Source organism: Achromobacter agilis (assembly GCF_900496965.1).
In the GTDB taxonomy this organism is placed as follows: Bacteria; Pseudomonadota; Gammaproteobacteria; order Burkholderiales; family Burkholderiaceae_B; genus Achromobacter; species Achromobacter agilis.
This window is the reverse complement of record NZ_UFQB01000040.1, coordinates 1-22,579: the sequence shown is the minus strand read 5'-3', so window position 1 is coordinate 22,579 and position 22,579 is coordinate 1. Positions and strand designations below refer to the sequence as shown.

At 68.3% G+C, this 22,579-nt stretch carries 19 protein-coding genes and 2 pseudogenes; 16 read left to right on the top strand and 5 right to left on the bottom strand.

What is annotated here, in order from left to right; genetic code table 11:
• Positions 1-81 precede the first annotated feature (81 nt).
• Positions 82-825: an IclR family transcriptional regulator gene (locus AGI3411_RS28860; RefSeq protein WP_244240479.1), complete on the bottom strand. Its 744-nt coding sequence runs from the start codon at positions 823-825 to the stop codon at positions 82-84.
• 170 nt (positions 826-995) lie between these two features.
• On the opposite strand from AGI3411_RS28860, the gene AGI3411_RS28855 reads away from it, so the two are divergent.
• From AGI3411_RS28855 to upp, 4 genes are all read left to right on the top strand, one after another.
• Complete coding sequence (locus tag AGI3411_RS28855; protein WP_129530735.1) at positions 996-2,009, top strand: LLM class flavin-dependent oxidoreductase; 1,014 nt, start codon at positions 996-998, stop codon at positions 2,007-2,009.
• A gap of 70 nt (positions 2,010-2,079) precedes the next feature.
• Positions 2,080-3,243, top strand: coding sequence for an ABC transporter substrate-binding protein (locus AGI3411_RS28850; RefSeq protein WP_129530734.1), 1,164 nt, complete (start codon positions 2,080-2,082; stop codon positions 3,241-3,243).
• Positions 3,244-3,399: 156 nt separating this feature from the next.
• Complete coding sequence (gene dacB, locus AGI3411_RS28845) at positions 3,400-4,848, top strand: D-alanyl-D-alanine carboxypeptidase/D-alanyl-D-alanine endopeptidase (RefSeq protein ID WP_129530733.1); 1,449 nt, start codon at positions 3,400-3,402, stop codon at positions 4,846-4,848.
• Positions 4,849-5,023: 175 nt separating this feature from the next.
• Positions 5,024-5,662, top strand: coding sequence for a uracil phosphoribosyltransferase (gene upp / locus AGI3411_RS28840; RefSeq protein WP_129530732.1), 639 nt, complete (start codon positions 5,024-5,026; stop codon positions 5,660-5,662).
• A 36-nt stretch (positions 5,663-5,698) separates the two neighbouring features.
• Here the strand turns inward: upp and cysG are convergent, their stop codons facing one another.
• Together cysG and AGI3411_RS28830 are read right to left on the bottom strand one after the other, a co-directional pair.
• Positions 5,699-7,114: a siroheme synthase CysG gene (cysG, locus tag AGI3411_RS28835; RefSeq protein ID WP_129530731.1), complete on the bottom strand. Its 1,416-nt coding sequence runs from the start codon at positions 7,112-7,114 to the stop codon at positions 5,699-5,701.
• Between the two features lie 103 nt (positions 7,115-7,217).
• Positions 7,218-7,802, bottom strand: a complete 585-nt coding sequence (locus AGI3411_RS28830) for an ANTAR domain-containing response regulator (protein WP_129530730.1) — start codon at positions 7,800-7,802, stop codon at positions 7,218-7,220.
• 398 nt (positions 7,803-8,200) lie between these two features.
• On the opposite strand from AGI3411_RS28830, the gene AGI3411_RS28825 reads away from it, so the two are divergent.
• The 9 genes and pseudogenes from AGI3411_RS28825 to AGI3411_RS28785 all read left to right on the top strand — a co-directional run bounded on the left by AGI3411_RS28825 (position 8,201) and on the right by AGI3411_RS28785 (position 17,301).
• Entirely contained in the window at positions 8,201-9,502 is a 1,302-nt protein-coding gene (locus AGI3411_RS28825) for a CmpA/NrtA family ABC transporter substrate-binding protein (protein ID WP_129530729.1), read from the top strand.
• A gap of 25 nt (positions 9,503-9,527) precedes the next feature.
• Positions 9,528-10,358 carry a nitrate ABC transporter permease gene (ntrB, locus tag AGI3411_RS28820; RefSeq protein WP_129530728.1) on the top strand — a complete coding sequence of 277 codons (831 nt, stop codon included), beginning with the start codon at positions 9,528-9,530 and terminating at the stop codon, positions 10,356-10,358.
• A gap of 4 nt (positions 10,359-10,362) precedes the next feature.
• Positions 10,363-11,238 carry an ABC transporter ATP-binding protein gene (locus AGI3411_RS28815; RefSeq protein ID WP_129530727.1) on the top strand — a complete coding sequence of 292 codons (876 nt, stop codon included), beginning with the start codon at positions 10,363-10,365 and terminating at the stop codon, positions 11,236-11,238.
• 8 nt (positions 11,239-11,246) lie between these two features.
• Positions 11,247-12,464 (top strand): annotated as a pseudogene (locus tag AGI3411_RS28810) (NAD(P)/FAD-dependent oxidoreductase); the annotation flags it as partial.
• Positions 12,465-12,470: 6 nt separating this feature from the next.
• Positions 12,471-15,200: a nitrate reductase gene (locus AGI3411_RS28805; protein WP_129530725.1), complete on the top strand. Its 2,730-nt coding sequence runs from the start codon at positions 12,471-12,473 to the stop codon at positions 15,198-15,200.
• A gap of 127 nt (positions 15,201-15,327) precedes the next feature.
• Complete coding sequence (locus AGI3411_RS28800) at positions 15,328-16,053, top strand: hypothetical protein (protein WP_425265385.1); 726 nt, start codon at positions 15,328-15,330, stop codon at positions 16,051-16,053.
• Between the two features lie 83 nt (positions 16,054-16,136).
• Entirely contained in the window at positions 16,137-16,454 is a 318-nt protein-coding gene (locus AGI3411_RS28795) for an ElaB/YgaM/YqjD family protein (RefSeq protein ID WP_043544379.1), read from the top strand.
• A 58-nt stretch (positions 16,455-16,512) separates the two neighbouring features.
• Positions 16,513-16,929: a phage holin family protein gene (locus AGI3411_RS28790; RefSeq protein ID WP_129530723.1), complete on the top strand. Its 417-nt coding sequence runs from the start codon at positions 16,513-16,515 to the stop codon at positions 16,927-16,929.
• A gap of 3 nt (positions 16,930-16,932) precedes the next feature.
• Entirely contained in the window at positions 16,933-17,301 is a 369-nt protein-coding gene (locus AGI3411_RS28785) for a hypothetical protein (RefSeq protein ID WP_129530722.1), read from the top strand.
• An 84-nt stretch (positions 17,302-17,385) separates the two neighbouring features.
• Here AGI3411_RS28785 and ubiD read toward each other — a convergent pair whose 3' ends face one another.
• Positions 17,386-18,930, bottom strand: a complete 1,545-nt coding sequence (gene ubiD / locus AGI3411_RS28780; protein ID WP_129530721.1) for a 4-hydroxy-3-polyprenylbenzoate decarboxylase — start codon at positions 18,928-18,930, stop codon at positions 17,386-17,388.
• An 81-nt stretch (positions 18,931-19,011) separates the two neighbouring features.
• On the opposite strand from ubiD, the gene AGI3411_RS28775 reads away from it, so the two are divergent.
• Positions 19,012-19,830 (top strand): lytic transglycosylase domain-containing protein, encoded by an 819-nt coding sequence (locus tag AGI3411_RS28775; protein WP_129530720.1) that lies wholly within the window; start codon positions 19,012-19,014, stop codon positions 19,828-19,830.
• Positions 19,831-19,936: 106 nt separating this feature from the next.
• Here the strand turns inward: AGI3411_RS28775 and AGI3411_RS28770 are convergent, their stop codons facing one another.
• Positions 19,937-21,094 carry a pyridoxal phosphate-dependent aminotransferase gene (locus AGI3411_RS28770; RefSeq protein ID WP_129530719.1) on the bottom strand — a complete coding sequence of 386 codons (1,158 nt, stop codon included), beginning with the start codon at positions 21,092-21,094 and terminating at the stop codon, positions 19,937-19,939.
• A 43-nt stretch (positions 21,095-21,137) separates the two neighbouring features.
• Here AGI3411_RS28770 and AGI3411_RS28765 point away from each other — a divergent pair, with 43 nt between their 5' ends.
• Both AGI3411_RS28765 and AGI3411_RS28760 read left to right on the top strand, forming a co-directional pair.
• Positions 21,138-22,022 carry an FAD-binding oxidoreductase gene (locus tag AGI3411_RS28765; protein ID WP_129530718.1) on the top strand — a complete coding sequence of 295 codons (885 nt, stop codon included), beginning with the start codon at positions 21,138-21,140 and terminating at the stop codon, positions 22,020-22,022.
• A 141-nt stretch (positions 22,023-22,163) separates the two neighbouring features.
• Positions 22,164-22,579 (top strand): annotated as a pseudogene (locus AGI3411_RS28760) (NADP-dependent malic enzyme); the annotation flags it as partial.

The window sequence follows — 22,579 nt, the reverse complement described above, 5'->3', positions numbered from 1 at the left end:
GCCCGGGGCAACCCGGTATTGTAAAGCGGCCGGTCCCTGGCCGCGGCGTGGCGGGGGGCGGGGCGCTGCGCCGGGGCTCTTTCAAGCCGCGGGTTTCCACCCCAGCCGGCGCGAGCAGCCGGCCGCCGCCGCGATCAGCGCCCGCACCGGCTCGCCCTCCGGCGCCAGGTCGAACGCACCGTGCAGCCCCAGGCCGGTGATGGCGCCCGCCAGATGGCCCTGGGCATCCAGCACGGGCACCGCGGCCGAGTCGATGGCGTGCAGCAGGTGGCCGCTGACGCTGGCGTAGCCGCGCTCGCGGGTGGCCTGCCATTGCCGGCGCAGCGCGCCGGCGGGGTCGCCCGGCGGTTCGTCCGCGTCCAGCGCCCGGGCGGCGTCATGGCGCCGGGCCGCGTCGGGGGCCTGGCCCAGCAGCGCGTTCCATTCGGACAGCGCGCGGGGCAGGGCCAGGGTTTCGGGCAGCCAGGCGGCATAGACCCGCCCCGTGGCGCTGTTGAGCAGCGGCAGCACCGAACCCACCCGCACGTTGACGGTCACCGGCAGCCGCGCGTCGCGCCATTGCACGATGGTGGGGCCGTGCTGGCCCCAGACCGAAATGAACACCGTCTGGCCGATGGACGCGCTCAGGCCGTCCAGGCAACCCGCCGCCAGTTTCACGAAATCCACGTCGGCCAGGGCCGCCAGGCCCGTATGAAGCGCCTGCGGGCCGAGGCGGTAGCGGGCGCTGGCGGGATCCTGTTCGACGTAGCCGCGCCGTTCCAGCGATACGAGATAGCGGTGCACCTTCGCCCGGGGCATGTCCAGGCTGCGCCCCAGTTCCGACACGGACAGGGCGCCCCCCCAGATCGGCCAGCCGGGTCAGGACGTCGAGGGCGGTTTCGGCGGACTGGATCCCGGTGCTGCTGTTTGTTGACATCGATTCGTCTCTTATTAGAATACGTGTATCACTAAAAAATACATCAGCCGCCGGTCGCGGACAAATCCGGAGACAAACCATGAAGATGTCCATCTTCTCGGTCCAGGACCACTATCCGTCCCAGCCGCGCACGCTGGGCCAGCTCTACAGCCAGGTGCTGGAACAGGCGCGCCGGGCGGAGCAACTGGGCTACGACACTTTCTGGGTGGCGGAGCACCACTTCCACGAATATGGCGCGGTACCGAATCCGGCCGTCTTCCTGGCGGCGCTGTCGCAGCAGACGAGCCGGCTGCGCCTGGGCACCGCCATCTCTATCCTGACCTTCCACAATCCCCTGACGGTGGCGGAAAACTATGCCCTGGTGGACCAGCTTTCACAAGGCCGGCTGGCGCTGGGGGTCGGGTCGGGCTACCTGAAGCACGAGTTCGACGGCTATGGCCTGGATCCCGCGGCCAAGCGGGAGCGTTTCGACGAAAACCTGATGCTGGTCGAACGCCTGCTGCGAGGCGAGTGCGTCACGCACGAGGGCAAGTTCAATACGATCCGCGAGGTGCGCCTGAACGTGCGGCCGGTGCAGGATCCGGTGCCCCTGTACGTGGCCATCCTGCGCCGCGAGGCCGCCTACCACGTCGGCCGACAGGGCCGCCGCATGCTGTTCGTGCCCTACGCCGCGGTGGACGATTTCGAGGAAATCGGACAGATGATGCAGGACTACCGCCGCGGACTGGCCGAGGCGGGCATCGAGGACGCCGCCGGCATGGCGGCCGTGGCCCTGCACACGCACGTGGCGCCCACGGACGAAGACGCCCGCGTGCGCGCGGCCCGCGCCTTCGATCTGTACGTGGAGACCCGCCTGTACGCCCGCAAGCAGGTGTACGACGACATCATCGCCAGCGGCCTGTCGCTGTTCGGATCGCCGGCCACGGTGGCCGGCAAGCTGGCGCGGCTGGCCGAAATGGGCCTGGACCACGTCATGAGCCTGCACAATTTCGGGCTCATGCCTCAGGACCTGGTGCTGGATTCCATGCAGCGCCTGATGGAGCAGGCCATGCCCCTGTCGGGCCTGGTCCGCAAAGACGTTCCCGCCGTATAACAACAGCGTTCCACGCCGTAGCGGATCGGCGTAACGCATAACGACATCCGCCCACCAAAGGAGACCGCGCATGACCCCTCGCCGCACCCTGACCGCCGCCGCGCTGGCGGCCGCCCTGTTTGCCCTGGGCGCCTCGCCCGTGCTGGCTCAAGTGAAGATAGGCGCCACCCTGTCCACGACCGGCCCTCAGGCATCCCTGGGCATTCCCGAACGCAACACCATCAGCCTGCTGCCCACCGAGATCGGGGGAGTCAAGGTCGAATATGTGGTGCTGGACGACGCGTCCGACACCACCCGAGCCGTCAGCAATTCCCACAAGCTGATCTCGGAGAACAAGGTGGACCTGATCGTCGGGTCCAGCACCACGCCCAATACCATGGCCATGCTGGACACGGTCGCCGCCGGCGCCACGCCGGTGATCACGCTGGCCTCGTCGGCCCGGCTGATCGACCCGGTGGACGACAAGCGGCGCTGGGTATTCAAGACGCCGCACTCCGATTCCCTGATGGCCGAGGGCATCGCGCGCCACGCGGCGGCCAACGGCGTGAAGAAACTGGCCTTCATCGGGTTCAACAATGCGCTGGGCGAGACCTTCTGGGTGGAAATCGAGAAGGCAGCCAAGAAACACGGTATCGAGGTGGTGGGCAAGGAGAGCTTTGCGCCCACGGATACCTCGGCGGTGGCCCAGGCCCTGAAGATCACGGGCCTGTCGCCGGACGCGGTGGTGGTCGGCGCCTCGGGCACGCCCGCGGCCATGCCGGCCCGGGCGCTGCGCGAGCGCGGCTACCAGGGGAAGATCTACTTCAACCATGGCGTGGCCAACAACGACTTCCTGCGCGTGTGCGGCTCCGCCTGCGAAGGGGCCTGGGTGCCGGTGGGCCCGGTGATGGTGGCCGGCCTGCTGCCCGACGACAACCCGGTTAAGGCCACGGCCCAGGCCTTCGCCAAGAAGTACGAGGCCGCCAACGGCCCGGGCAGCGTGTCCCTGTTCGCCGCCTATACCTGGGACGTTGGGCTGCTGCTGCAGCAGGCGATTCCGGTCGCGCTGAAATCGGCCAAGCCCGGCACGCCGGAATTCCGGGCGGCGCTGCGCGACGCGCTGGAAAACGTTAAGAACCTGCCCACGGCAACCGGTGTCGTCACGATGAGCCCCACGGACCACAACGGGCTGGACGAGCGCGCTTTGGTGATGGCGACCGTGGCCTCGGGGAAGTGGAAACTCCAAAAGCAATAAAGAGGGCGGGTTGCGCGGGCCCGCCGCCCCCCCGAGAGGGGGGCTTTTTCGCTTTGGGGCGGCGCGGCAGCGAAAAGGGCCCCCCGCCGCGCCCGCAAGCGCTCCAGGTTTTGTATGCTCTCGGTTTTGCTGGACGAGCAACCGGGTGGGCGTGGCATGACGGGACAAGCGAACGAGCGTAGGGGCGGACTGAAGCGGTGGCTGGCGGGAGGGCTGCTGGCCCTGGTCGCGGGTGCGGCCTGCGCCCAGGTGCCTGGCCTGCCGCCCGACGTGGTGAACGCCTGGAAGGCCACCAAGCTGCCCGACAGCGCCTTGTCCCTGGTGGTGCAGGAAGTGGGCGGGCCGCGCCTGGCGACGCTGAACGCCAAGGAATCCCGCAACCCCGCGTCGGTCATGAAGCTGGTGACGACCTGGGCCGCGCTTTCCGAGCTGGGGCCCAACTATGTCTGGCGCACCGAGTTCATGGCGGCGCCCGGCGCGCGGCCCGACGCCAAGGGCGTGCTGGCCGGCCCGTTGTACCTGAGGGCCGGCGGCGATCCCCAATTCCTGCTGCAGGACCTCTGGGTGCTGCTGCGCGAGCTGCGCCTGAAGGGCGTCAAGCAGATCAACGATCTGGTCATCGACCGCAGCATCTTTGGTCAGGTCGCGACCGACCCCGGGGCCTTCGACGGCGCGCCCGACCGCGCGTACAACGCCAGCCCGGACGCCCTGATGGTGGGGTTCGGCGCCTTGCGCCTGCTGTTCACGCCGGATCCCGTTGCCAATAAATGGGTGCCGCTGATCGACCCGCCGCTGCCGGGCCTGAAGATCGAAGGCCGCGTCGAGTGGAGCGATGTCCGTTGCCCCGGCCCGCCCGTGGTGACGACCGATCCGGTGATCACCCAGCAGGGCGTGACGATCCGCGTGAACGGCAAGGTGGCGGGGTCCTGCGGCGAATTCAGCCTGTACCGCCTGGCGCTGTCCCAGCCCGACTACGCCACGGAAGTGTTCCGCATGCTTTGGAAGGAACTGGGCGGCACGTTCAAGGGGCAGGTCCGTTCCGGCATGGTGCCGCCCGACGCGGTGGTGCTGGCCACCCATGACTCGCCCACGCTGTCCGAGGCGATCCGTCAGATCAACAAGCGCAGCAACAACGTCATGGCCCGCACCCTGCTGCTGACCTTGGGCGCCGAGCGCGGCCGGCGGCCAGCCACCGTTTCCAGCAGCGAGGCCGTGGCCAAGGGGCTGCTGGCCAAGCAGGGCCTGGACATGCCGGAGCTGGTCATCGACAACGGGGCCGGCCTGTCGCGCGAGGCCCGGGTCTCCGCCGACAGCCTGGCGTCGATGCTGACCCTGGCCTGGAACTCGCCCGTCATGCCCGAGTACATTTCCTCGTTCGCGATCGCCGGCGTGGACGGCACCGTGCGCCGCCGCCTCAAGGGCAACGGCACGATAGGCATGGCCCACCTGAAGACCGGATCGCTGCGCGACGTGCGTTCGATCGCCGGGTACGTGCTGGGCGCCAGCGGCAAGCGCTACGTGGTGGTCAGCATCGTGAACCACGAACAGGCCGGCGCCGTCCGGGCCTTCGACGACGCGCTCATTGCCTGGCTCGCCGAACAATAGGAAAAAGCAACCATTCCCGCCCGGGGCCTGCCGGCGCCAAAAAGCGCGCGCAGGCCCCAAACCCGGTTACGATTCTCACGTGTGGTTCGACGGCGGGCGCCGCAGATGCGCCGCGCCGCTACGGTTCCGCCTGGGGCGAAATCCCTGTATATCAATATTCTGGAGTGTTACGCACATGCCCGTGCATGAAATCCGCCATCCGCTGATCCGCCACAAGCTCGGGATCATGCGCCGCGCCGACCTGAGTACCAAGAGCTTCCGCGAGCTGTCTCAGGAAGTCGGCGCGCTGCTCACCTACGAGGCGTCCAAGGACCTGCCGCTGGCGCCCGCCACCGTCGAGGGCTGGTGCGGCGCCGTGGAGGTCGAGAAGATCGCCGGCAAGAAAGTCACGGTGGTGCCGATCCTGCGCGCGGGCATCGGCATGCTGGACGGCGTGCTCAGCCTGATTCCCGGCGCTAAGGTCAGCGTGGTGGGCGTGGCCCGCAACGAAGAGACACTGGAAGCGCACACTTACCTGGAACGCCTGGTGGGCGAGCTGGACCAGCGCCTGGCGCTGATCGTCGATCCGATGCTGGCCACCGGCGGCTCGATGGTGGCCGCGATCGACCTGCTCAAGAAGGCCGGCTGTAAGGAAATCCGCGCGCTGGTGCTGGTGGCCGCCCCCGTCGGCATCGACACCGTGCTGGCCAAGCACCCGGACGTGCACATCTACACGGCGTCCATCGATGACGGCCTGAACGAGCACGGCTACATCATGCCGGGCCTGGGCGATGCCGGCGACCGCATCTTCGGCACGACGCAAAAGACCGAGTAGCCAACGCCAAGGCGGCGACGGGCCGCGCGCCGGCCGTCAGGCCGCGATTTTCTCCTGGCGGCCGTCGATGTGCCGCCCGAACCATTGCAGTTGCGGCGCCAGTCCGGCGACCTCGCCCACGATCAGCAGGGCGGGCGACTGGATGCCGTGCTCGCCGGCCAGGGCCGGCAACCGTTCCAGCGTGCCGGACAGCACGCGCTGGGCGGGCCGGCTGCCGTTCTCGATCAGCGCGAAGGGCGTGTCCGGCGAGCGGCCGTGGCGCAGCAGGCGCTGGGTCAGCAGATCCAGCTGCCCCACCCCCATATAGAAGGCCAGGGTCTGTTTTTCGCGCGCCAGAGCGGGCCAGTCCAGGTTGTCTTCGTCTTCGCGGCAGTGCGCGGTCACCAGGCGCACGGACTGAGCGTGTTCCCGGTGGGTCAGCGGGATGCCGGCGTAGGCCGCACAGGCCAGCGCGGCGGTAATGCCCGGGATTACCTCATAGCGCACGCCATGCGCGCGCAGATATTCCAGTTCTTCGCCGCCCCGGCCGAAGATGAAGGCGTCGCCGCCCTTGAGCCGCACCACGCGGCGGCCGGCGCGGGCATGTTCCACCAGCAGCGTGTGGATGCGCGCCTGCGTGGCGTGATGGTTTTCTCCGGGCAGCTTGCCCACCGGCACGCGTTCGGCATCGCGGCGCGCCAGCGACATGACGTCGTCGCTCACCAGGCGGTCATGCAGGATCACGTCGGCTTCGTTCAGCGCGCGCAGCGCCTTCAAGGTCAATAGCCCGGGGTCGCCGGGGCCGGCGCCGACCAGCACCACGCTGCCCTCGGCCGGCGCAAGCGGGGTCGCCAGGGCGGCGGTCAGCGCTTGCTCGGCCCGGACGGGCTGCTGCTGGCGCAGGAAGCCGGCTACCGGGCCGTCCAGCAACCAGTCATAGAAGCGGCGGCGCGCGCCCAGGTCGGGGTGGCTGGCCCGGATGGGTTTGCGGTAGCGGGCGGCCAGCCCGGCCAATTGGCCCAGGGTATGGTCGAACAACGATTCAATGCGTTCCCGGATCCGCCGCGCCAGCACCGGCGCCACGCCGGACGAGGAAATGGCGACGATGACCGGAGAGCGGTCGACGATCGACGGTACCTGGAAGGAAGAGAGCTCCGGGTCGTCGACCACGTTGCTGAAAATGCGCCGGGCCCGGGCGGCCTCGGACACCGCGGCATTCGCCTCGCGGTCGTCGGTGGCCGCGACCACGAGCCAGGCCTCGTCCAACCAGGCGGGATCGAACCGGCCGGGCAGGTGGCGGATGCGGCCTTCGGCGGCCAGGGCGGCCAGCGCCGGCGTGAGTTCCGGCGCGCCGACGAGCACATCGGCCGAGGCTTCCAGCAGGGCGAGCGTCTTGCGCTCGGCGACCGCGCCGCCGCCTACGACCAGGACGAGCCGGTCTTTCAGATCGGCAAAAATCGGGAAAAGCTTCATGGATGCCAGCCTCGGGCGTACCCGGCAGAGTGTCGTTGGATCATAGGGATGGGGTTTCATCCCCACAACTTTTGATTTCTTTATTTCATATAACCAAAGCTTATTAAGAGGATTTGCCGAGCCATTGGCTCAGCTCGACCACCTCGCGGGCGACCTCGCCCAGCCGTTTCTGGCTCTGCATGGCGCGCTGGCGCAACAGGCCGTGGGCCTCGTCCTCGGGAATCGAACGCGACCGCATCAGGATGCCCTTGGCCTGTTCCACCCAGCGGCGGTCGGCCAGGCGCAATTGCGCTTCGCGCAATTCCTCGCGCCGCGACTTTTCCATGGCGAAACGCTCGATCGCCACCGTCAGCAGCGGTTCGATGCGCTCGGCGGGCACATCGCCCACCACATAGGCCGCGACGCCGGCGCGCAACGCGACCCGTATGGTTTCGCGGTTGCCGTTGTCGGTAAACATCACGACCGGACGGTCGCTGTGCTCGCTGGCCACGCAGACGTTCTCCAGCGTGTCCCGGCCGGGGGCGTCGCTGTCGATCAGCACCACGTCGGGGGCCGCCCGCGCGATGGCGGCGGCCAGATCCGTGCCGGGCGCCACTTCCGCTACGACATGCAGGCCCGCCGCTGCAAGCGTCTGCCGCAGCGACGCCGCGCGTCCTTCACCATCGTTAAGCAGCATGACCTTCAGCATGAGATTCCCCCCTGATGAGGGCACTCATGCAAGTTCCATGCCATCGCGTCCGGCGGCGGCGGCGCCCGGTCCGCGCGCACAGCGGCGGAGCGCGGACCGCACGCGGATGGTGCGCCGCCGCAACCGGCTTCGCACCAAGTTGGTTCGCGCCCTGTTTTCCAGTATCTCGAACGGCGCACCGGGATTCTGGCCCGAGCCAGGGCGAATGCGGCCCGGCAGCCCATCGGGCCCTGGTTTTTCATGTCTGGCACGGCATTTGCTTGAGTGGAATCGGGCGGCCAACGAAGGTTGCCCGCCGCAATGCGCCGCAACCCGCGGCAAGGGACAACGACGTTCCGCAGCGCCATCGGATTGGGTTCCGTGGCGCGCGGGACGTTTTTTTTCGCCAGGAGCCATGCATGACGCCAGTGACCCGTAGCCCTTCGTCCGACGCCGCCAGGAGCGGTGACCCCGGCGCCAACGCCGGACGCCGCAAATGGCTGAGCGGCACGGCGCGCGCGGTGGCCGGCGCCAGCCTGCTGTCGCTGGTCGATCCGCTGGTGCGCGCGGGCGCCTGGGCGGCCGGCACCGACGCGCCCGAGAAAACCGAGGTCAAGATCGGCTTTATCCCGCTGACCGACTGCGCCTCGGTCGTGATGGCCTCGGTGCTGGGCATAGACAAGAAGCACGGCGTGACGATCACCCCTTCCAAGGAAGCCTCCTGGGCCGCCGTGCGCGACAAGCTCATGAACGGCGAACTGGACATGGCGCACGTGCTCTATGGCCTGGTCTACGGCGTGCACCTGGGCATAGGCGGACCGAAGAAGGACATGGCCGTGCTGATGAGCCTGAACCAGAACGGCCAGGCGATCACGCTGTCGAACAAGCTGCTGGAGGCGGGCGTGCGCGATGGCGAATCGCTGGCCAGGCTGATGGCGTCCGACAAGCGCGAATACACCTTCGCCCAGACCTTTCCCACCGGCACGCACGCGATGTGGCTGTATTACTGGCTGGCGGCCTACGGCATCAATCCCATGAAGGACGCCAAGGTCATCACCGTGCCCCCGCCGCAGATGGTTGCCAACATGCGCGTGGGCAATATGGACGGCTATTGCGTAGGAGAGCCGTGGGGCGCGCGGGCCATCCTGGACAAGATCGGCTACACCGCGGTGACCACGCAGGGCATCTGGACGGACCACCCGGAGAAGGTGCTGGGCACGAGCGCGGATTTCGTGTCGCGCCATCCGAACACGGCGCGCGCGGTGACCGCCGCCATTCTCGAAGCGGGCAAGTGGATCGACGCCTCGCCCGCCAATCGCCAGAAAACCGCCGAGACCATCGCGGCCAAGTCCTACGTCAATACGGACGCCAGCGGCATCGTGGACCGCATGCTGGGCCGCTACGAAGACGGGTTGGGCAAGCGCTGGACGGACGAGCACGCCATGCGCTTCTACGCCGACGGCTCCGCCAATTTCCCGTATCTGAGCGACGGCATGTGGTTCCTCACGCAACACAAGCGCTGGGGGCTGCTCAAGGAGCATCCCGACTATCTGGCGATGGCCAGGCAGGTCAACCGGATCGAGCTCTACAAGCAGGCCGCGCAGGCAGCCGGCGTGCCGCTGCCGGCCAGCGAGATGCGTAGCTCGAAACTCATCGACGGCGTGGCGTGGGACGGCAGCAACCCCGCCGCCTACGCCGACGGATTCAAGGTCAAGGCCTGAGCGCCAACACAGAAAGGGGCATGCAATGTCTACCGTAACGACGATGCGCCGCGGCGATGCGTTCATCGCCCTCTGGCGCGAACGCCTAGAGTCCGCGCTGCGGGCCGTGGCGGGGCCCGTGGCGGGCTTCGCGCTATTCGTGCTGGTGTGGCAGGTGGTGGCGATGCGGATACCGGAAATCCCCGCGCCGGGCGTCACCTGGCGCGCGGCCGTCGAACTTTTTTCCGATCCGTTCTACGACAACGGCCCCAATGACAAGGGCATCGGCTGGAATCTGCTGGCGTCGCTGCAGCGCGTGGCGGTCGGCTTCGGCCTGGCCGCGCTGATCGGCATTCCCGCCGGCTTCGTCATCGGCCGCTACGCGGCGGCGCGTGCAATGTTCTCGCCCATCGTCAGCCTGCTGCGGCCGGTGTCGCCGCTGGCCTGGCTGCCGTTGGGGCTGCTGTTGTTCAAGGCGGCCAACCCCGCCGCCATCTGGGCCATTTTCATCTGTTCGATCTGGCCCATGATCATCAACACCGCGGTTGGCGTGTCGCGCGTTCCGCAGGACTATCTGAACGTGGCGCGGGTGCTGAACCTGTCCGAATGGAAGGTGACCACCAAGGTGCTGATGCCCGCCGTGCTGCCCTACATGCTGACCGGCGTGCGCCTGTCCATCGGCACCGCGTGGCTGGTGATCGTGGCGGCGGAGATGCTGACCGGCGGCACGGGTATCGGCTTCTGGCTCTGGGATGAGTGGAACAACCTGAAGGTCGAGCACATCGTCATCGCCATTTTCGTGATCGGCATCGTAGGGCTGTTGCTCGAAACCATGCTGGTCGCGCTGGCCCGCCGCTTCACCTACACCGAGGAATAGCGCCATGAAGAAATTCGTACGCATTGAACGCGTCGGGCAGACGTTCAACACCCGCAAGGGCGCTTTCGTGGCGCTGCGCGACATCGACCTGACCGTGGAGCAAGGCGAGTTCATTACCTTGATCGGCCATTCGGGCTGCGGCAAATCGACCCTGCTGAACCTGATCGCGGGCCTGGCGCGCCCCACCAGCGGCGTGCTGCTGTGCGCGGAGCGCGAGATCACGGGCCCGGGCCCGGACCGCGCCGTGGTGTTCCAGAACCATTCGCTGCTGCCCTGGCTAAGCTGTTTCCAGAACGTGCACCTGGCGGTGGAACGGGTCTTCGGCGCCTCCGAGAAGCGGGCGCAGCTGGACGAGCGCACGCGTGCCGCCCTGGATCTGGTGGGCCTGCTGCCGGCGCAGAACAAGCTGCCGCGCGAGATTTCCGGCGGCATGAAGCAGCGCGTGGGAATTGCGCGGGCGCTGGCGATCGAACCGGGCGTGCTGTTGATGGACGAACCGTTCGGCGCGCTCGATGCGCTGACCCGGGCGCATCTGCAGGACGAACTGCTGAAGATCGTTGCCAAGACGCGCACCACCGCCATCATGGTCACGCACGACGTGGACGAGGCGGTGCTGTTGTCCGACCGTATCGTGATGTTGACCAACGGGCCGGCGGCGACCATCGGCGAGATCCTCCCGGTGCCCTTGCCGCGGCCGCGCGACCGCGTGCGCCTGGCCAACGACGCCGCCTACCTGGCCTGCCGCGCCGCGGTGGTGGACTTCCTGCATCGCCGCCACGGCAACCCCGAACGTTCGCGGGCCGCGGCGCAGGCCAACGCCGGCCTTGCCGCGAGCCCGGAGCCGCTTGCCGAGGCCGGCGCCTCGCGCGCCGCCGCCTAGAGGCCGCCATGGACGCGAAGCAGAAGCTGGTGGTGGTCGGCAACGGTATGGCGGGCATACGCACGCTGGAAGAGCTGCTGAAGCTGGCGCCGGACCTGTACGACATCACGGTGTTCGGCGCCGAGCCCTACACCAACTACAACCGGATCCTGCTGTCGCCGGTGCTGACCGGCGAGCAGACCCTGCGGGATATCGTGCTCAATGATGAGGACTGGTACGCCCGCCACGGCATCCGCCTGCTGCTCAAGCGCAAGGTGGTCGGCGTGAACCGCGCGCGGCGCATGGTGCTTGCGGACGACGGCTCCGCCGTGCCCTATGACCGGCTGTTGCTGGCCACGGGTTCGAAGCCGTTCATCTTGCCGGTGCCGGGCAGCGACCTGGATGGCGTCATCGCCTTTCGCGATATCGGCGACGTGAACCTGATGATCGACGCGTCGTCGCGTTATCGGCACGCGGTCGTGATCGGCGGCGGGTTGCTGGGCCTGGAGGCCGCCAACGGTCTGGCCGCGCGCGGCATGGACGTGTCGGTGGTGCATTTGGGCGGCTCGCTGCTGGACCGGCAACTGGACGGCGGCGCCGCAGCCTTGCTGCGCCAGAGCCTGGAGGCGCGCGGGCTGAAATTCCTGCTGCGGCGCCAGACCCAGGCGATCCTGGGCGGTGACGGGGGGCGAGTGCGCGCGCTGCGCTTCGCGGACGGGGAAGAGATACCGGCGGACCTGGTGGTGATGGCGGTCGGCGTAAGGCCGAACACCGAGCTGGCTGAGGGCAGCGGGCTGCATGTGAACCGCGGCGTGGTGGTCAGCGATACCTTGCAGACCTATGACCCGCGCATCTATGCGGTGGGCGAATGCGTGAGCCACCGCGGCACCGCCTACGGGCTGGTCGCGCCCTTGTTCGAGCAGGCGAAAGTGGCGGCGAATCATCTGGCGCTGCACGGCATCGGCCGCTACGAAGGCAGCCTGACCGCCACCCGCTTGAAGGTCACCGGCATCGATCTGTTTTCCGCGGGCGACTTCGCCGGCGGCCAGCAGGCCGAGTCCATCACGCTGGCCGATTCCCTGGGCGGTGTCTACAAGAAACTGGTGATCCGCGACGACAAGCTGGTGGGCGCCTGCCTGTACGGCGACACGGCGGACAGCGCATGGTATGTCCGGCTGATCCGGGAAGGCAGGCGCATCGGCGCCTTGCGCGACCAGCTCATGTTCGGCGAAGGCGCGGCGGGAGAATAAGCAATGGATGCGCCCAAGGCCCATCGGATCGATATCGTGGACGAGGCCCCGGCTGGCGTGCGGGAGGTGGCGTCGGTGTGCTGCTACTGCGGCACCGGCTGCGGCGTGTTGGTGGAAACGCGCGGCGGCGCCGTGGCGCGGGTGCGGGGCGACGAGCGGCACCCCGCGAACCGCGGCAGGCTGTGCAGCAAGGGGCTGGCATTGGCCGACACGGTGCGGCGCGACGGGGCGCGCGTCCTGTCGGCGCAATGGCGCGAAACGCGCGCCCAGCCGATGCGCGGCATCGCGCTGGACCGGGCGTTGGATATCGCGGCGGACAGGCTGGCCGAGACGATCGCGCGGCACGGTCCCGATGCGGTGGGTTTCTATCTGTCGGGGCAATTGCTAACCGAGGATTACGCGGTCTTCAACAAGCTGGCGCGCGCGCTGGCCGGCACCAACAACATCGACACCAACTCGCGCCTGTGCATGTCCAGCGCGGTGTCGGGCTACAAGCGCACGCTGGGCGCGGATGCGCCGCCGGCCTGCTACGAGGACCTGGACCTGGCGGACACGGTGTTGATCGCCGGCTCCAATATGGCGTATGCGCATCCCGTGCTGTTCCGGCGGCTGGAAGCGGCGCGGGCGCGGCGCCCCGGCATGAAAGTGATCGTCGCGGACCCGCGGCGCACCGACACCGCGGCGTTCGCGGACCTGCATCTGCCGCTGGCGCCGGGCACCGACGTGGCCCTGTTCCACGCGATGCTGCACGTCATGGACGCGGAGGGCCTGCTGGACCACGGCTACATCCAGTGCCATACCGAGGGCTTCGAGGCGTTGAGGGCGCGCGCGCAACGGTACACGCCGCAAGCCGCGCAGGCGATCTGCGGCGTGCCGGCCGAGGACATTATCCAGGCGGCGCGCTGGTTCGGCCGGGCGGGGGCGGCGTTGTCGCTCTACACCATGGGATTGAACCAGTCGACCAGCGGCACCGACAAGAACGCGGCGCTGATACACCTGCATCTGGCGACCGGCCAGATCGGCAAGCCGGGCGCCGGGCCGTTCTCGCTGACGGGGCAACCCAACGCGATGGGCGGCCGGGAGGCCGGCGGCATGGCCACGCTGCTACCTGGCCACCGCGATCCGGATTCGGCGGCGGACCGCGAGGAATCCGCGGCGCTGTGGGGCGTGGACTCCTTGCCGCGCACACCGGGCGCCACCGCGCTGGACATGTTCGATGCCGTGGGGGAGGGGCGCATCAAGCTGCTGTGGATCGCGGCCACCAACCCGGCCCAGTCCCTGCCCGACCAGGCCCGGGTGCGCGCGGCGCTGGAGCGCGCCGAGTTCGTGATCGTGCAGGAAGCGTTCGCGGGCACCGAGACCCTGGCCTACGCCGACCTCGTGCTGCCGGCTGCCACCTGGCCCGAGAAATCCGGCACGGTGACCAATTCGGAGCGGCGCATCAGCCGGGTGCGGGCGGCGATCGATCCGCCGGGGGACGCGCAGCCGGACTGGCGGCTGGCGCAGGCCGTCGCGCTGCGCCTGGCCGCCCGCATGGCGCCGGACAAGGCAACGTTGTTCGCCTACCGGGATGAAAGCGACGTCTTCGCCGAGCACGCCCGAACGACCGCCGGCCGGGACCTGGACTACAGCGCGCTGGATTACGCGACGCTCCACGCGAGCGGGCCGCAGCAATGGCCATATCGGGATGGACAGGGCGTGGCGCGGTTGTATGCCGACGGCGTGTTTCCGACCCCCTCCGGACGCGCCCGTTTCTGCGACGTGGACTACCGCCCGGTCGCCGAAGCCGTCTCGCCGGAATTTCCACTACGGCTGACCACCGGCCGCTTGCGCGACCATTGGCACACCATGGCGCGCACCTCGCTGGCCCGCGCGCTGACGCAGCATGTCGAAGAGCCTTGGGTGTCCATGCATCCCGACGACATGCGCCGGTTCAAACTGGATCCCGGCGCACTGGCCCGGCTGGCGTCGCGGCGGGGTAGTGTGGTGCTACCCGTGCAGGCGGACGACTCGCTGCGGCCGGGGCACGCTTTTCTGCCGATGCATTGGGGCAGCGCCTACATGGCGGGGCAGGGCGTGAACGCGCTGACCAATCCGGCCGCCGACCCGATTTCGCGCCAGCCGGAACTCAAGCACAGCGCCGTGTCCGCCGAACCCGCCGGCCTGGCGTGGCAGGCGGCGGGTTGGCTGCAGGGCGATGGCGCGGCGCTGCGCGCGCGTCTGGCGCCCTGGCTGCGGCGCTTCGACTACGCCGTGGTGCTGCCGGTCGGTGCGGGCGGGGTGCGCATGCGCCTGGCGGCCCCGGCCGCGCCGCAGGCGGAGCTGCTGGACGCCATGGCGGATGCGCTGGGGCTGCTCGGGCCGGACGTGGCTTTCGACGATCCCTCGCGCGGCCTGATGCGCAGGGTGAAGGTGGAGCAAGGCGCCCTGCAGGGCTTCCTGCTGGCCGGCGACCTGCGGGCGCAGGAGGCGCTGCTGTCCTGGGCCGGCGGCGGCGCTGCGCCGGCCGGCGTGGCGCAGCTGCTGATGGGGCGGATAGCGGGAGCGGGCCGGTCGCGCACGGTATGCGTTTGCAACGGCGTGAGCGAGACGGCGATCCTGGCCGGGATCGATCGCGGGTGCGATCTGGCGGCGTTGAAATCGACCCTGGGCTGCGGCACGGGCTGCGGCTCGTGTGTACCGGAGATCCAGGGCCTGATCCTTCGCAGGGCAGGCGCCGCGGCGCCTGCGTAGCGGCGGCTGGCGCGGCGTTTGCCGACACGTTCCGACATACGCGGGGTGGGCCAACCGGTGTAGTATCAAGCCAGCCGTCCGCCGGGCGCGGGCGGCTTTTTCCGGATTCATGGAGTGGCTTGTGACGATGCGAAAAATGGCATCCCTTGTTTTTGCGGCGGGCGCCCTGGGCGCGGCCGCCACGGCGCAGGCCGGCGTGTGCGACGCGCAATTCATGCACGACGGCGGCGCCGTGCAACTGACCGGCTCGGGCAACCTGGCGCTGGGAGCCGACCTGACTTTCGCCGAGGTTACAAAGAGCAATGGCGACAACTGCCGCGCCCGCGTTCAGGGCGTCGCCAAGTTCAGCTACGCGGGCCTTCCGCCGGGCAAGTCCAAGCTGGATTACCTGATGACCGTCAAGGGCGGCCAGGCGACCTTCCTGCGCTATGCCAGCGCGGGCGAGGCGCCGCGTCCGTCCGAAGGCCAGTTCGACCTCCGCATGCTGGGCTTGTTCGCCTACGATGGCAAGCTCGACAGCGGCCAGAAGCTACCCGGCTCCTCGTTCCGCCTGAAGATCGGCAAAGAGGCGCCGGTGGGCGGCCAGCCCAGCACAACGGTGCGCATCGGCGAAAAGACGGTGGGGAAGAAGACCTCGCTGGATACCGCGTTGGGCAAACAATCCTGCCATCCGATCACCTACACGCGCAATTCGGACCCCACCATGGCCACCTTCCAGGGCCTCACCATCCCCATCCCCGGCATGAACACCACCGTGACGGATTGGTACTGTCCGGCGGTCAACCTGGTGATGAAGCAGGACATCGATCAGGGCGGCGTCAAGTCCGCCGTTGAGATTACGCAAATCAAGTAGCACGCGGTAGCAAGCGCGCCATGCCGCGGGAATCGCGGCTGGTATGATGATTCCGTCATGGACACACAACAGGAGCTCAAGAAATGGCCACGAGAAAATCCGAAGACGTCGCAAAAGAAAAACTCATCGACAGTGTCAAGAGCAGCCTGAATGATGCCGAAAGCCTGCTGCGTGAAGCCGCCAGCAGCACCGGCGACAAGGCCAACGAACTGCGCGACCGCGCCCTGACTTCCCTGAAGCGCACGCGCGAAGCGCTGTACGAAGCGCAGGACGCCGTGCTGGAACGCGGCCGCAAGGCCGCCCGCGCGACCGACGACTACGTGCATGACAATCCCTGGCAAGCCATCGGCATTGCAGGCGTGACCGGCCTGCTGCTCGGTTTGCTGATCAGCCGCCGCTGATAGGGCAGGACATCCGGGCGGACGACGCATGCCGTCTTCCGCCCGGCGTCCATTCGCTATGGGTCTACGAAAATCCGTATTCGGCGTTGCGTCCAGCCTGGTCGGGCTGCTGCGCACGCGCTTGGAACTCCTGGCCCTCGAAGCCGCGGACGAAAAGGCGCGCCTGCTCAAACTCTTGGGCATGGCGTTTGCTGCCTTGCTCTTCCTGACGCTGGCCGTGCTGGTCTTCACCGTCACGGTGGCGGTGGCCTTCTGGCCCACCGAAGACCGCTACCTGGCGCTGGGCCTGCTGGCGGCTTTCTACGGCATCGTCGGCGTGGCGCTGCTGCTAATGGTGCGGCATGGCCTGGTCTATGGCGCGCCGCCGTTTTCCGCCACCCTCGAAGAGCTGTCGCGCGACGCCGAACTGCTGGACCGGGTCCGGGACGCGCAGAGCGACGACGAGGCGCAGGCGCGCCGGCGCGAGGAGGGCTGACGCATGGTGAAAAGGTCTCCCACCGTCGACCGGGCCGTGCGCATTGAATTGCTGCGCGCCCGCGCCGCCATCGAGCGCGAATCGCTGGCGCAGAGCATCGCGTCCGCCGGCCGCAAGCTGGAGCCGGCCTCGCTCATCAAGGGCCTGCTGCCCGGGCTCGCGTCGGGCAGCGCGTCTCGCTGGGCCTTGCAGGCGATCAATCTGGCGCGGCGCTATCCCATCGTCAGCTCTTCGCTGTCCGCCATGATCATGCGGGGCGGCAAGCGGTCCAAGCTCCTGAAGATCGTCGGCGGCGCGTTTGTCGGCTGGCAATTGTTCAAGGTCTGGCAGGACTCCCGCCGGGATGGCGGCCGCGGCGACGACCCGCGCTAGGCTCCGCCGCGCCTTCGGCATGCTGCCCCCCGGCGGCAAAAAAACCCGCCTCATCAAAGGCGGGTTTTTTTCTGGCCGCTGGCGTTAGAGGCCCAGTTGCCCCCACAGCGCATCCACGCGCTGCTTGACGTCGGCGTCCATCGTGATGGGCGTGCCCCATTCGCGGTTCGTTTCGCCCGGCCATTTGTTGGTGGCGTCCAGACCCATCTTGCCGCCCAGGCCGGATACCGGCGAGGCGAAATCCAGATAGTCGATGGGCGTGTTCTCGACCAGCAGGGTGTCGCGCACCGGGTCCATGCGGGTGGTCATCGCCCACACCACTTCCTTCCAGTCGCGCGGGTTGATGTCTTCGTCCACCACCACGATGAACTTCGTGTACATGAACTGCCGCAGGATGCTCCACAGGCCGAACATGACGCGCTTGGCGTGGCCGGCATACTGCTTGCGGATGGACACGACGGCGAGGCGGTAGCTGCAGCCTTCGGGCGGCAGGTAGAAGTCCACGATCTCGGGCAACTGGCGGCGCAGCAGGGGAACGAACACCTCGTTGAGCGCCACGCCGAGCACGGCGGGTTCGTCGGGCGGCTTGCCCGTGTAGGTGGAGTGATAGATGGGGTTGCGCCGCATCGTGATCCGCTCGACCGTGAAGACCGGGAACCAGTCCTGTTCGTTGTAGTAGCCGGTATGGTCGCCGTAGGGGCCTTCCAGGGCCATCTCGTAATCGGTGTTGGGCGGCGGGTTGACGCCTTCGGGCACGGCGGGCGCGATGGCGCGCGGATCCGACGACGGCAGCAGGTGGCCTTCCAGCACGATTTCGGCCCAGGCGGGCACGGACAGGTTGCTGCCCAGCGCCTGCGCTACCTCGGTGCGCGAACCGCGCAGCAGGCCGGCGAACTGGTATTCGGACAGGCTGTCCGGCACGGGCGTGACGGCGCCCAGCGTGGTGGCCGGGTCCGCGCCCAGGGCCACCGCGATGGGGAAGGGCGTGCCGGGATGGGCTAGGGCATGGTCGCGGAAATCCAGCGCGCCGCCGCGGTGCGACAGCCAGCGCATGATCAGCTTGTTGGGTCCCAGCAGCTGCTGGCGGTAAATGCCCAGGTTCTGGCGGCGGGCGTTGGGCCCGCGCGTGATTACAAGGCCCCAGGTCAGGAGCGGCGCCACGTCGCCCGGCCAGCAGGTCTGGATCGGCAGGCGCGTCAGGTCCACGTCCTTGCCTTCCCACACGATTTCCTGGCAGGCGGGGCTCTTGATGTTCTTGGGGCTCATGTCCCACAGCGCCGCCTTCAGCATCGACACCTTGGCCAGCGCGTCGCGCAGGCCCCTGGGCGCTTCGGGCTCGCGCAGCGAGGCAAGCAGCTCGCCGATGTCGCGCAGCGCGCTGACGTTGTCGGCGCCCATGCCGCGCGCCACGCGGGCGGGCGTGCCGAACAGGTTGGTCAGCACCGGCATCTGCGCCGGCTGGCCGTTGTGCTGGGCGTTTTCGAACAGCAGGGCGGGGCCCTCCGCCCGCAGGACGCGGTCGGAGATCTCGGTCATTTCCAACCGAGTGGACACCGGCGCAGCGATGCGTTTGAGGTCGCCCATCCGTTCGAGTTGGGCGAGGAAGTCTCTAAGGTCGCGGTATTTCACTACAGATCCCGGCGATTTGGTTACATTTTACGGAGAAAGAGAGGTTAACATTGACTCCCTCTTTTTTACGCAGGAGGTTCCATGCCCGATGCGTCAGTGGCCAGCTTGTTTAGAAGCATGGCCCAAGGAGTGCACCAATATCTTGCCGAGTCCCTGCGCATCTGCTCCGTTTATCTGGGCATTGCGGTCATTGTGACGGTAAGCATGGGATTCGCCCTGCCTGGGCTGCGCGACCAGGCATTGCAAGTGCACAAAGCCTTGTTGACCGCCCTCGCGCCTTCGTCCATGCAAGCCAGTGCCGATATCGATACGGGTACCGACCTGGGAGTCGACATGTCGTCGGCCATTGCCATGGCCATCCCCACGGCTCCCGCCAGCAATGCCACCGGCATGCTGGGGCCTGCCCGCGTCGCGCCGCCGCCCAAGAAGCCCGTCGCGAACACCGCGACCGGCCCGCAGGCGGAAGCTTTGCGCAACTATATCTCGCGCAAGTACAAGGTTGCCTACGATGCGACCGGCCCGCTCCTGAACACGGTATACAAGGCCAGCCGCGAAAAGCAGCTTGATCCGTTGCTGGTGTTGGCGGTGATCGCTATCGAGTCCCGCTACAACCCCCTGGCGGAAAGCCATGTGGGCGCCCAGGGCCTGATGCAGGTGATGACCAGCGTGCACCAGGAGAAGTTCGAAGCCGTTGGCAAGAACGCGCTGGATCCCGCCGCCAATATCGGCGTGGGTACCACCATCCTGCGCGATTGCATCAACCGCCGCGGCTCCGTGGACGGCGGCCTGGCCTGTTACGTCGGTTCCACCGGGCCGGACGACAACGGCTACGGCGCCAAGGTGCAGGCGGAACGCCGCCGCCTGGCGCTGGCCTCCGGGATCGCGCTGGCGCGCGACTGATTCTCTCGACGGATTCTCCCGACAATCGCCTGCTTCGGCGCGTTTCGCAAGCGCGGCCGCCCCCAATGCGGGGCAGCTCTTTCGGGGGCTGCAGGTATGCGGGTCCCTATTTCAGCAGGCGGCCCATGCGGGCGACGGCTTCTTCCAGCCGGTCTAGCCCCGTCGCGTAGGAAAAGCGCATGGTGTGCCGGCCGTGGGCCGGGCCGAAGTCGAGCCCGGGAACGGCGGCCACGCCCGCCTCCAGCAGCAGGCGTTGCGAAAACGCGGCGCTGTCCATGCCCAGGTTGCTGATGTCGGCGTAGATGTAGAACGCGCCGTCGGGCTTGACCGGCACCTGGATGCCCAGGCGTTCGAATTCCGGCAGCAGGTAGTCGCGGCGCTGCTTGAACGCTTCGCGGCGGTGTTCGAAGGTCTTCATCGCGTTGGCCGAGAAGCAGGCTAGCGCGGCGTGCTGGGCCAGCGTGGGCGCGCAGATCGCGAGGCTGGCGGCGATTTTCTCCACCGGCGCCACCATGTCCTGGGGCACGATCATCCATCCCAGGCGCCAGCCCGTCATGTGGAAATACTTCGAGAAGCTGTTGATGACGATGACGTCGTCGTCCAGGGTCAGCGCCGAGCGCGGCTGGCCTTCATAGGAGAGGCCCAGGTAGATCTCGTCCACGATGGCGAAACCGTCGCGGGCGCGGACCTGCGCCAGCAGCTCGGCCAGTTCGTCATGGGCGATGGAGGTGCCCGTGGGGTTGCTGGGCGAGGCGATGAGCACGCCCTGGGTGGCCGGCGTCCAGTGCCGGGCCACGTCCTGGGCGGACAGCTGGAAACGCTTTTCCGCCGTGCTCGGGATCAGCCGCGGCACGCCGCCCGCGGCCAGCACGAAATTGCTGTTGGCGGGGTAGGAGGGGTCCGGCATCAGCACTTCCCCGCCGCCATTGACCAGCGCCGCGCAGGCCAGCGTCAGGGCGCCGGAGGCGCCCGCGGTGACGATAACGCGGGACGGATCGACCTTGGCGCCGAACTGTTCGTGGTAGAACTGGGCGATGGCCTCGCGCAGTGGCGTCAGGCCGGCGGACGGGCTGTAGCCGCTCTGGCCGGCGCGGGCGGCGCGCTCCAGCGCTTCCACGACCTGGGGGGGCGCGGTAAAGTCCGGTTCGCCGATGCCCAGGCTGATAATGTCCTTGCCCGCTGCCTGCAGCGCCTGCGCCTGCTTGAAAAGCTCCATTACCTGGAAGGTCAGGAAATCGTTGGTGCGAGTGGCAAGGCGGGGCATTGGATTCTCGAAGGCATCTTGTAGCGAAAAAGGAATTGTAGTCATGCAGCCATCCCGGCGCGCTTTCCTCCTGGGCCGTCGGCCGGTCCAAAGCCCCTGGGCGGCGTTTCTGCAGCGCCTGGGCCTGCTGTGCCAGGGCGCCGTCCGCGATCTGGGCGAAGGCGGAGAGGCCGGCCCGCGGGCCGTTCTCGTCCCGACGCGGGACGCCGACGTGGCGCATGCGCGGGTCCTGTGCGCCGAATACCGCGTGGCGCTGGCGCTGGAGGGCGCCGAGGGGCCGTTCGAGGCGATCCACGGACCCGTTCTGCGGGTGGACCCGTCGGCCATGTCGGGCCTGGCCCGCCTGCCCGGCGAGGTGCCACGCTGGCGCGCCCAGCCCGGGGTGCCGGTGGCGGCGCTGGCGCAGGCCGGCCTGCGCCAGTTCGCCGGCCTGCCCGGCGCGATGACCCTGGCCGAATGGCTGGCCGCTCCGGCCCGCTGGCTGGCCGGACGGTGCGCGGACTCGGGCGTGCTGGCGGTGGAGGCGATGCTGGCGGACGGTGTGGAGGAAACGCTCGGGCCCTTCGGCGAGGCCGACGTCCAGCCCTTGCGTTCCGTCACCGTGCAGCGTTTGGTGCCGGGGCTGTTCCAGCTGGCCTCCGGCGGCGATGCCTTCGCCACCCGGGACGGCGAGCGCTGGCTGGGGCGCTACCGCCTGGATGCCCTGAAACCCGATGCGCCCGCCACGGTCAACCTGGCGCAGTTGCTGCTGGGCCATGGCGGCACGCTGGCCTGGGTGCAGCGCGTTACGCTGGTCGACGTCGCACCCGCGCCGCAACTGCTTCCCGCGTCCGAGCCGCCGGGGCTGGCCACGACCCGGCTGGATACGCGCGTGAAGGCGCTGTTCGATCCGGAGGGCCGTTTTCCCTCGTTCCGCGCGACGGAATAGCGACAATTTGTAAGCTGGCGGTAAGATGGGAGGCGCATGCCGGCATGGGGCCGGCGGGAATCGCGGAGGTATCGCGGCGCCCGCCATCGGAATAGAATTCCCCCCTTTCCGTGTCCCACACTCTAGCAAGTAGCCGCCCCTATGGATGCCAACCTTCGCAAAGCCGCCCTTGAATACCACGAGCACGGCCGCCCCGGCAAAATCTCGGTTATGCCGACCAAGCAGCTCACCAACCAGCGGGACTTGGCGCTGGCGTACTCCCCCGGCGTAGCGGCGGCCTGTGAAGAAATCGTGGCCGATCCGACCAATGTGTTCCGCTATACGGCGCGCGGCAACCTGGTGGGGGTGATCACCAACGGCACGGCGGTGCTGGGCCTGGGCAACATCGGCGCGCTGGCCTCCAAGCCGGTGATGGAAGGCAAGGCGGTGCTGTTCAAGAAGTTCGCCGGCCTGGACGTCTTCGACATCGAAATCAACGAAACCGACCCGGACAAGCTGGTCGAGATCATCGCGGGGCTGGAGGCCACCTTCGGCGGCATCAACCTCGAAGACATCAA

Excerpts from the sequence above, each read along its gene's own strand:
- cysG (WP_129530731.1), bottom strand. The coding sequence starts at position 7,114 with ATGAAGCTTTTCCCGATTTTTGCCGATCTGAAAGACCGGCTCGTCCTG.
- AGI3411_RS28790 (WP_129530723.1), top strand. The coding sequence starts at position 16,513 with ATGGGTCTACGAAAATCCGTATTCGGCGTTGCGTCCAGCCTGGTCGGG.
- ntrB (WP_129530728.1), top strand. The coding sequence starts at position 9,528 with ATGTCTACCGTAACGACGATGCGCCGCGGCGATGCGTTCATCGCCCTC.
- AGI3411_RS28805 (WP_129530725.1), top strand. The coding sequence starts at position 12,471 with ATGGATGCGCCCAAGGCCCATCGGATCGATATCGTGGACGAGGCCCCG.
- AGI3411_RS28815 (WP_129530727.1), top strand. The coding sequence starts at position 10,363 with ATGAAGAAATTCGTACGCATTGAACGCGTCGGGCAGACGTTCAACACC.
- AGI3411_RS28850 (WP_129530734.1), top strand. The coding sequence starts at position 2,080 with ATGACCCCTCGCCGCACCCTGACCGCCGCCGCGCTGGCGGCCGCCCTG.
- dacB (WP_129530733.1), top strand. The coding sequence starts at position 3,400 with ATGACGGGACAAGCGAACGAGCGTAGGGGCGGACTGAAGCGGTGGCTG.
- AGI3411_RS28770 (WP_129530719.1), bottom strand. The coding sequence starts at position 21,094 with ATGCCCCGCCTTGCCACTCGCACCAACGATTTCCTGACCTTCCAGGTA.
- upp (WP_129530732.1), top strand. The coding sequence starts at position 5,024 with ATGCCCGTGCATGAAATCCGCCATCCGCTGATCCGCCACAAGCTCGGG.
- AGI3411_RS28855 (WP_129530735.1), top strand. The coding sequence starts at position 996 with ATGAAGATGTCCATCTTCTCGGTCCAGGACCACTATCCGTCCCAGCCG.
- AGI3411_RS28830 (WP_129530730.1), bottom strand. The coding sequence starts at position 7,802 with ATGCTGAAGGTCATGCTGCTTAACGATGGTGAAGGACGCGCGGCGTCG.
- AGI3411_RS28785 (WP_129530722.1), top strand. The coding sequence starts at position 16,933 with ATGGTGAAAAGGTCTCCCACCGTCGACCGGGCCGTGCGCATTGAATTG.
- AGI3411_RS28775 (WP_129530720.1), top strand. The coding sequence starts at position 19,012 with ATGCCCGATGCGTCAGTGGCCAGCTTGTTTAGAAGCATGGCCCAAGGA.
- AGI3411_RS28825 (WP_129530729.1), top strand. The coding sequence starts at position 8,201 with ATGACGCCAGTGACCCGTAGCCCTTCGTCCGACGCCGCCAGGAGCGGT.
- AGI3411_RS28800 (WP_425265385.1), top strand. The coding sequence starts at position 15,328 with ATGCGAAAAATGGCATCCCTTGTTTTTGCGGCGGGCGCCCTGGGCGCG.
- AGI3411_RS28795 (WP_043544379.1), top strand. The coding sequence starts at position 16,137 with ATGGCCACGAGAAAATCCGAAGACGTCGCAAAAGAAAAACTCATCGAC.
- AGI3411_RS28765 (WP_129530718.1), top strand. The coding sequence starts at position 21,138 with ATGCAGCCATCCCGGCGCGCTTTCCTCCTGGGCCGTCGGCCGGTCCAA.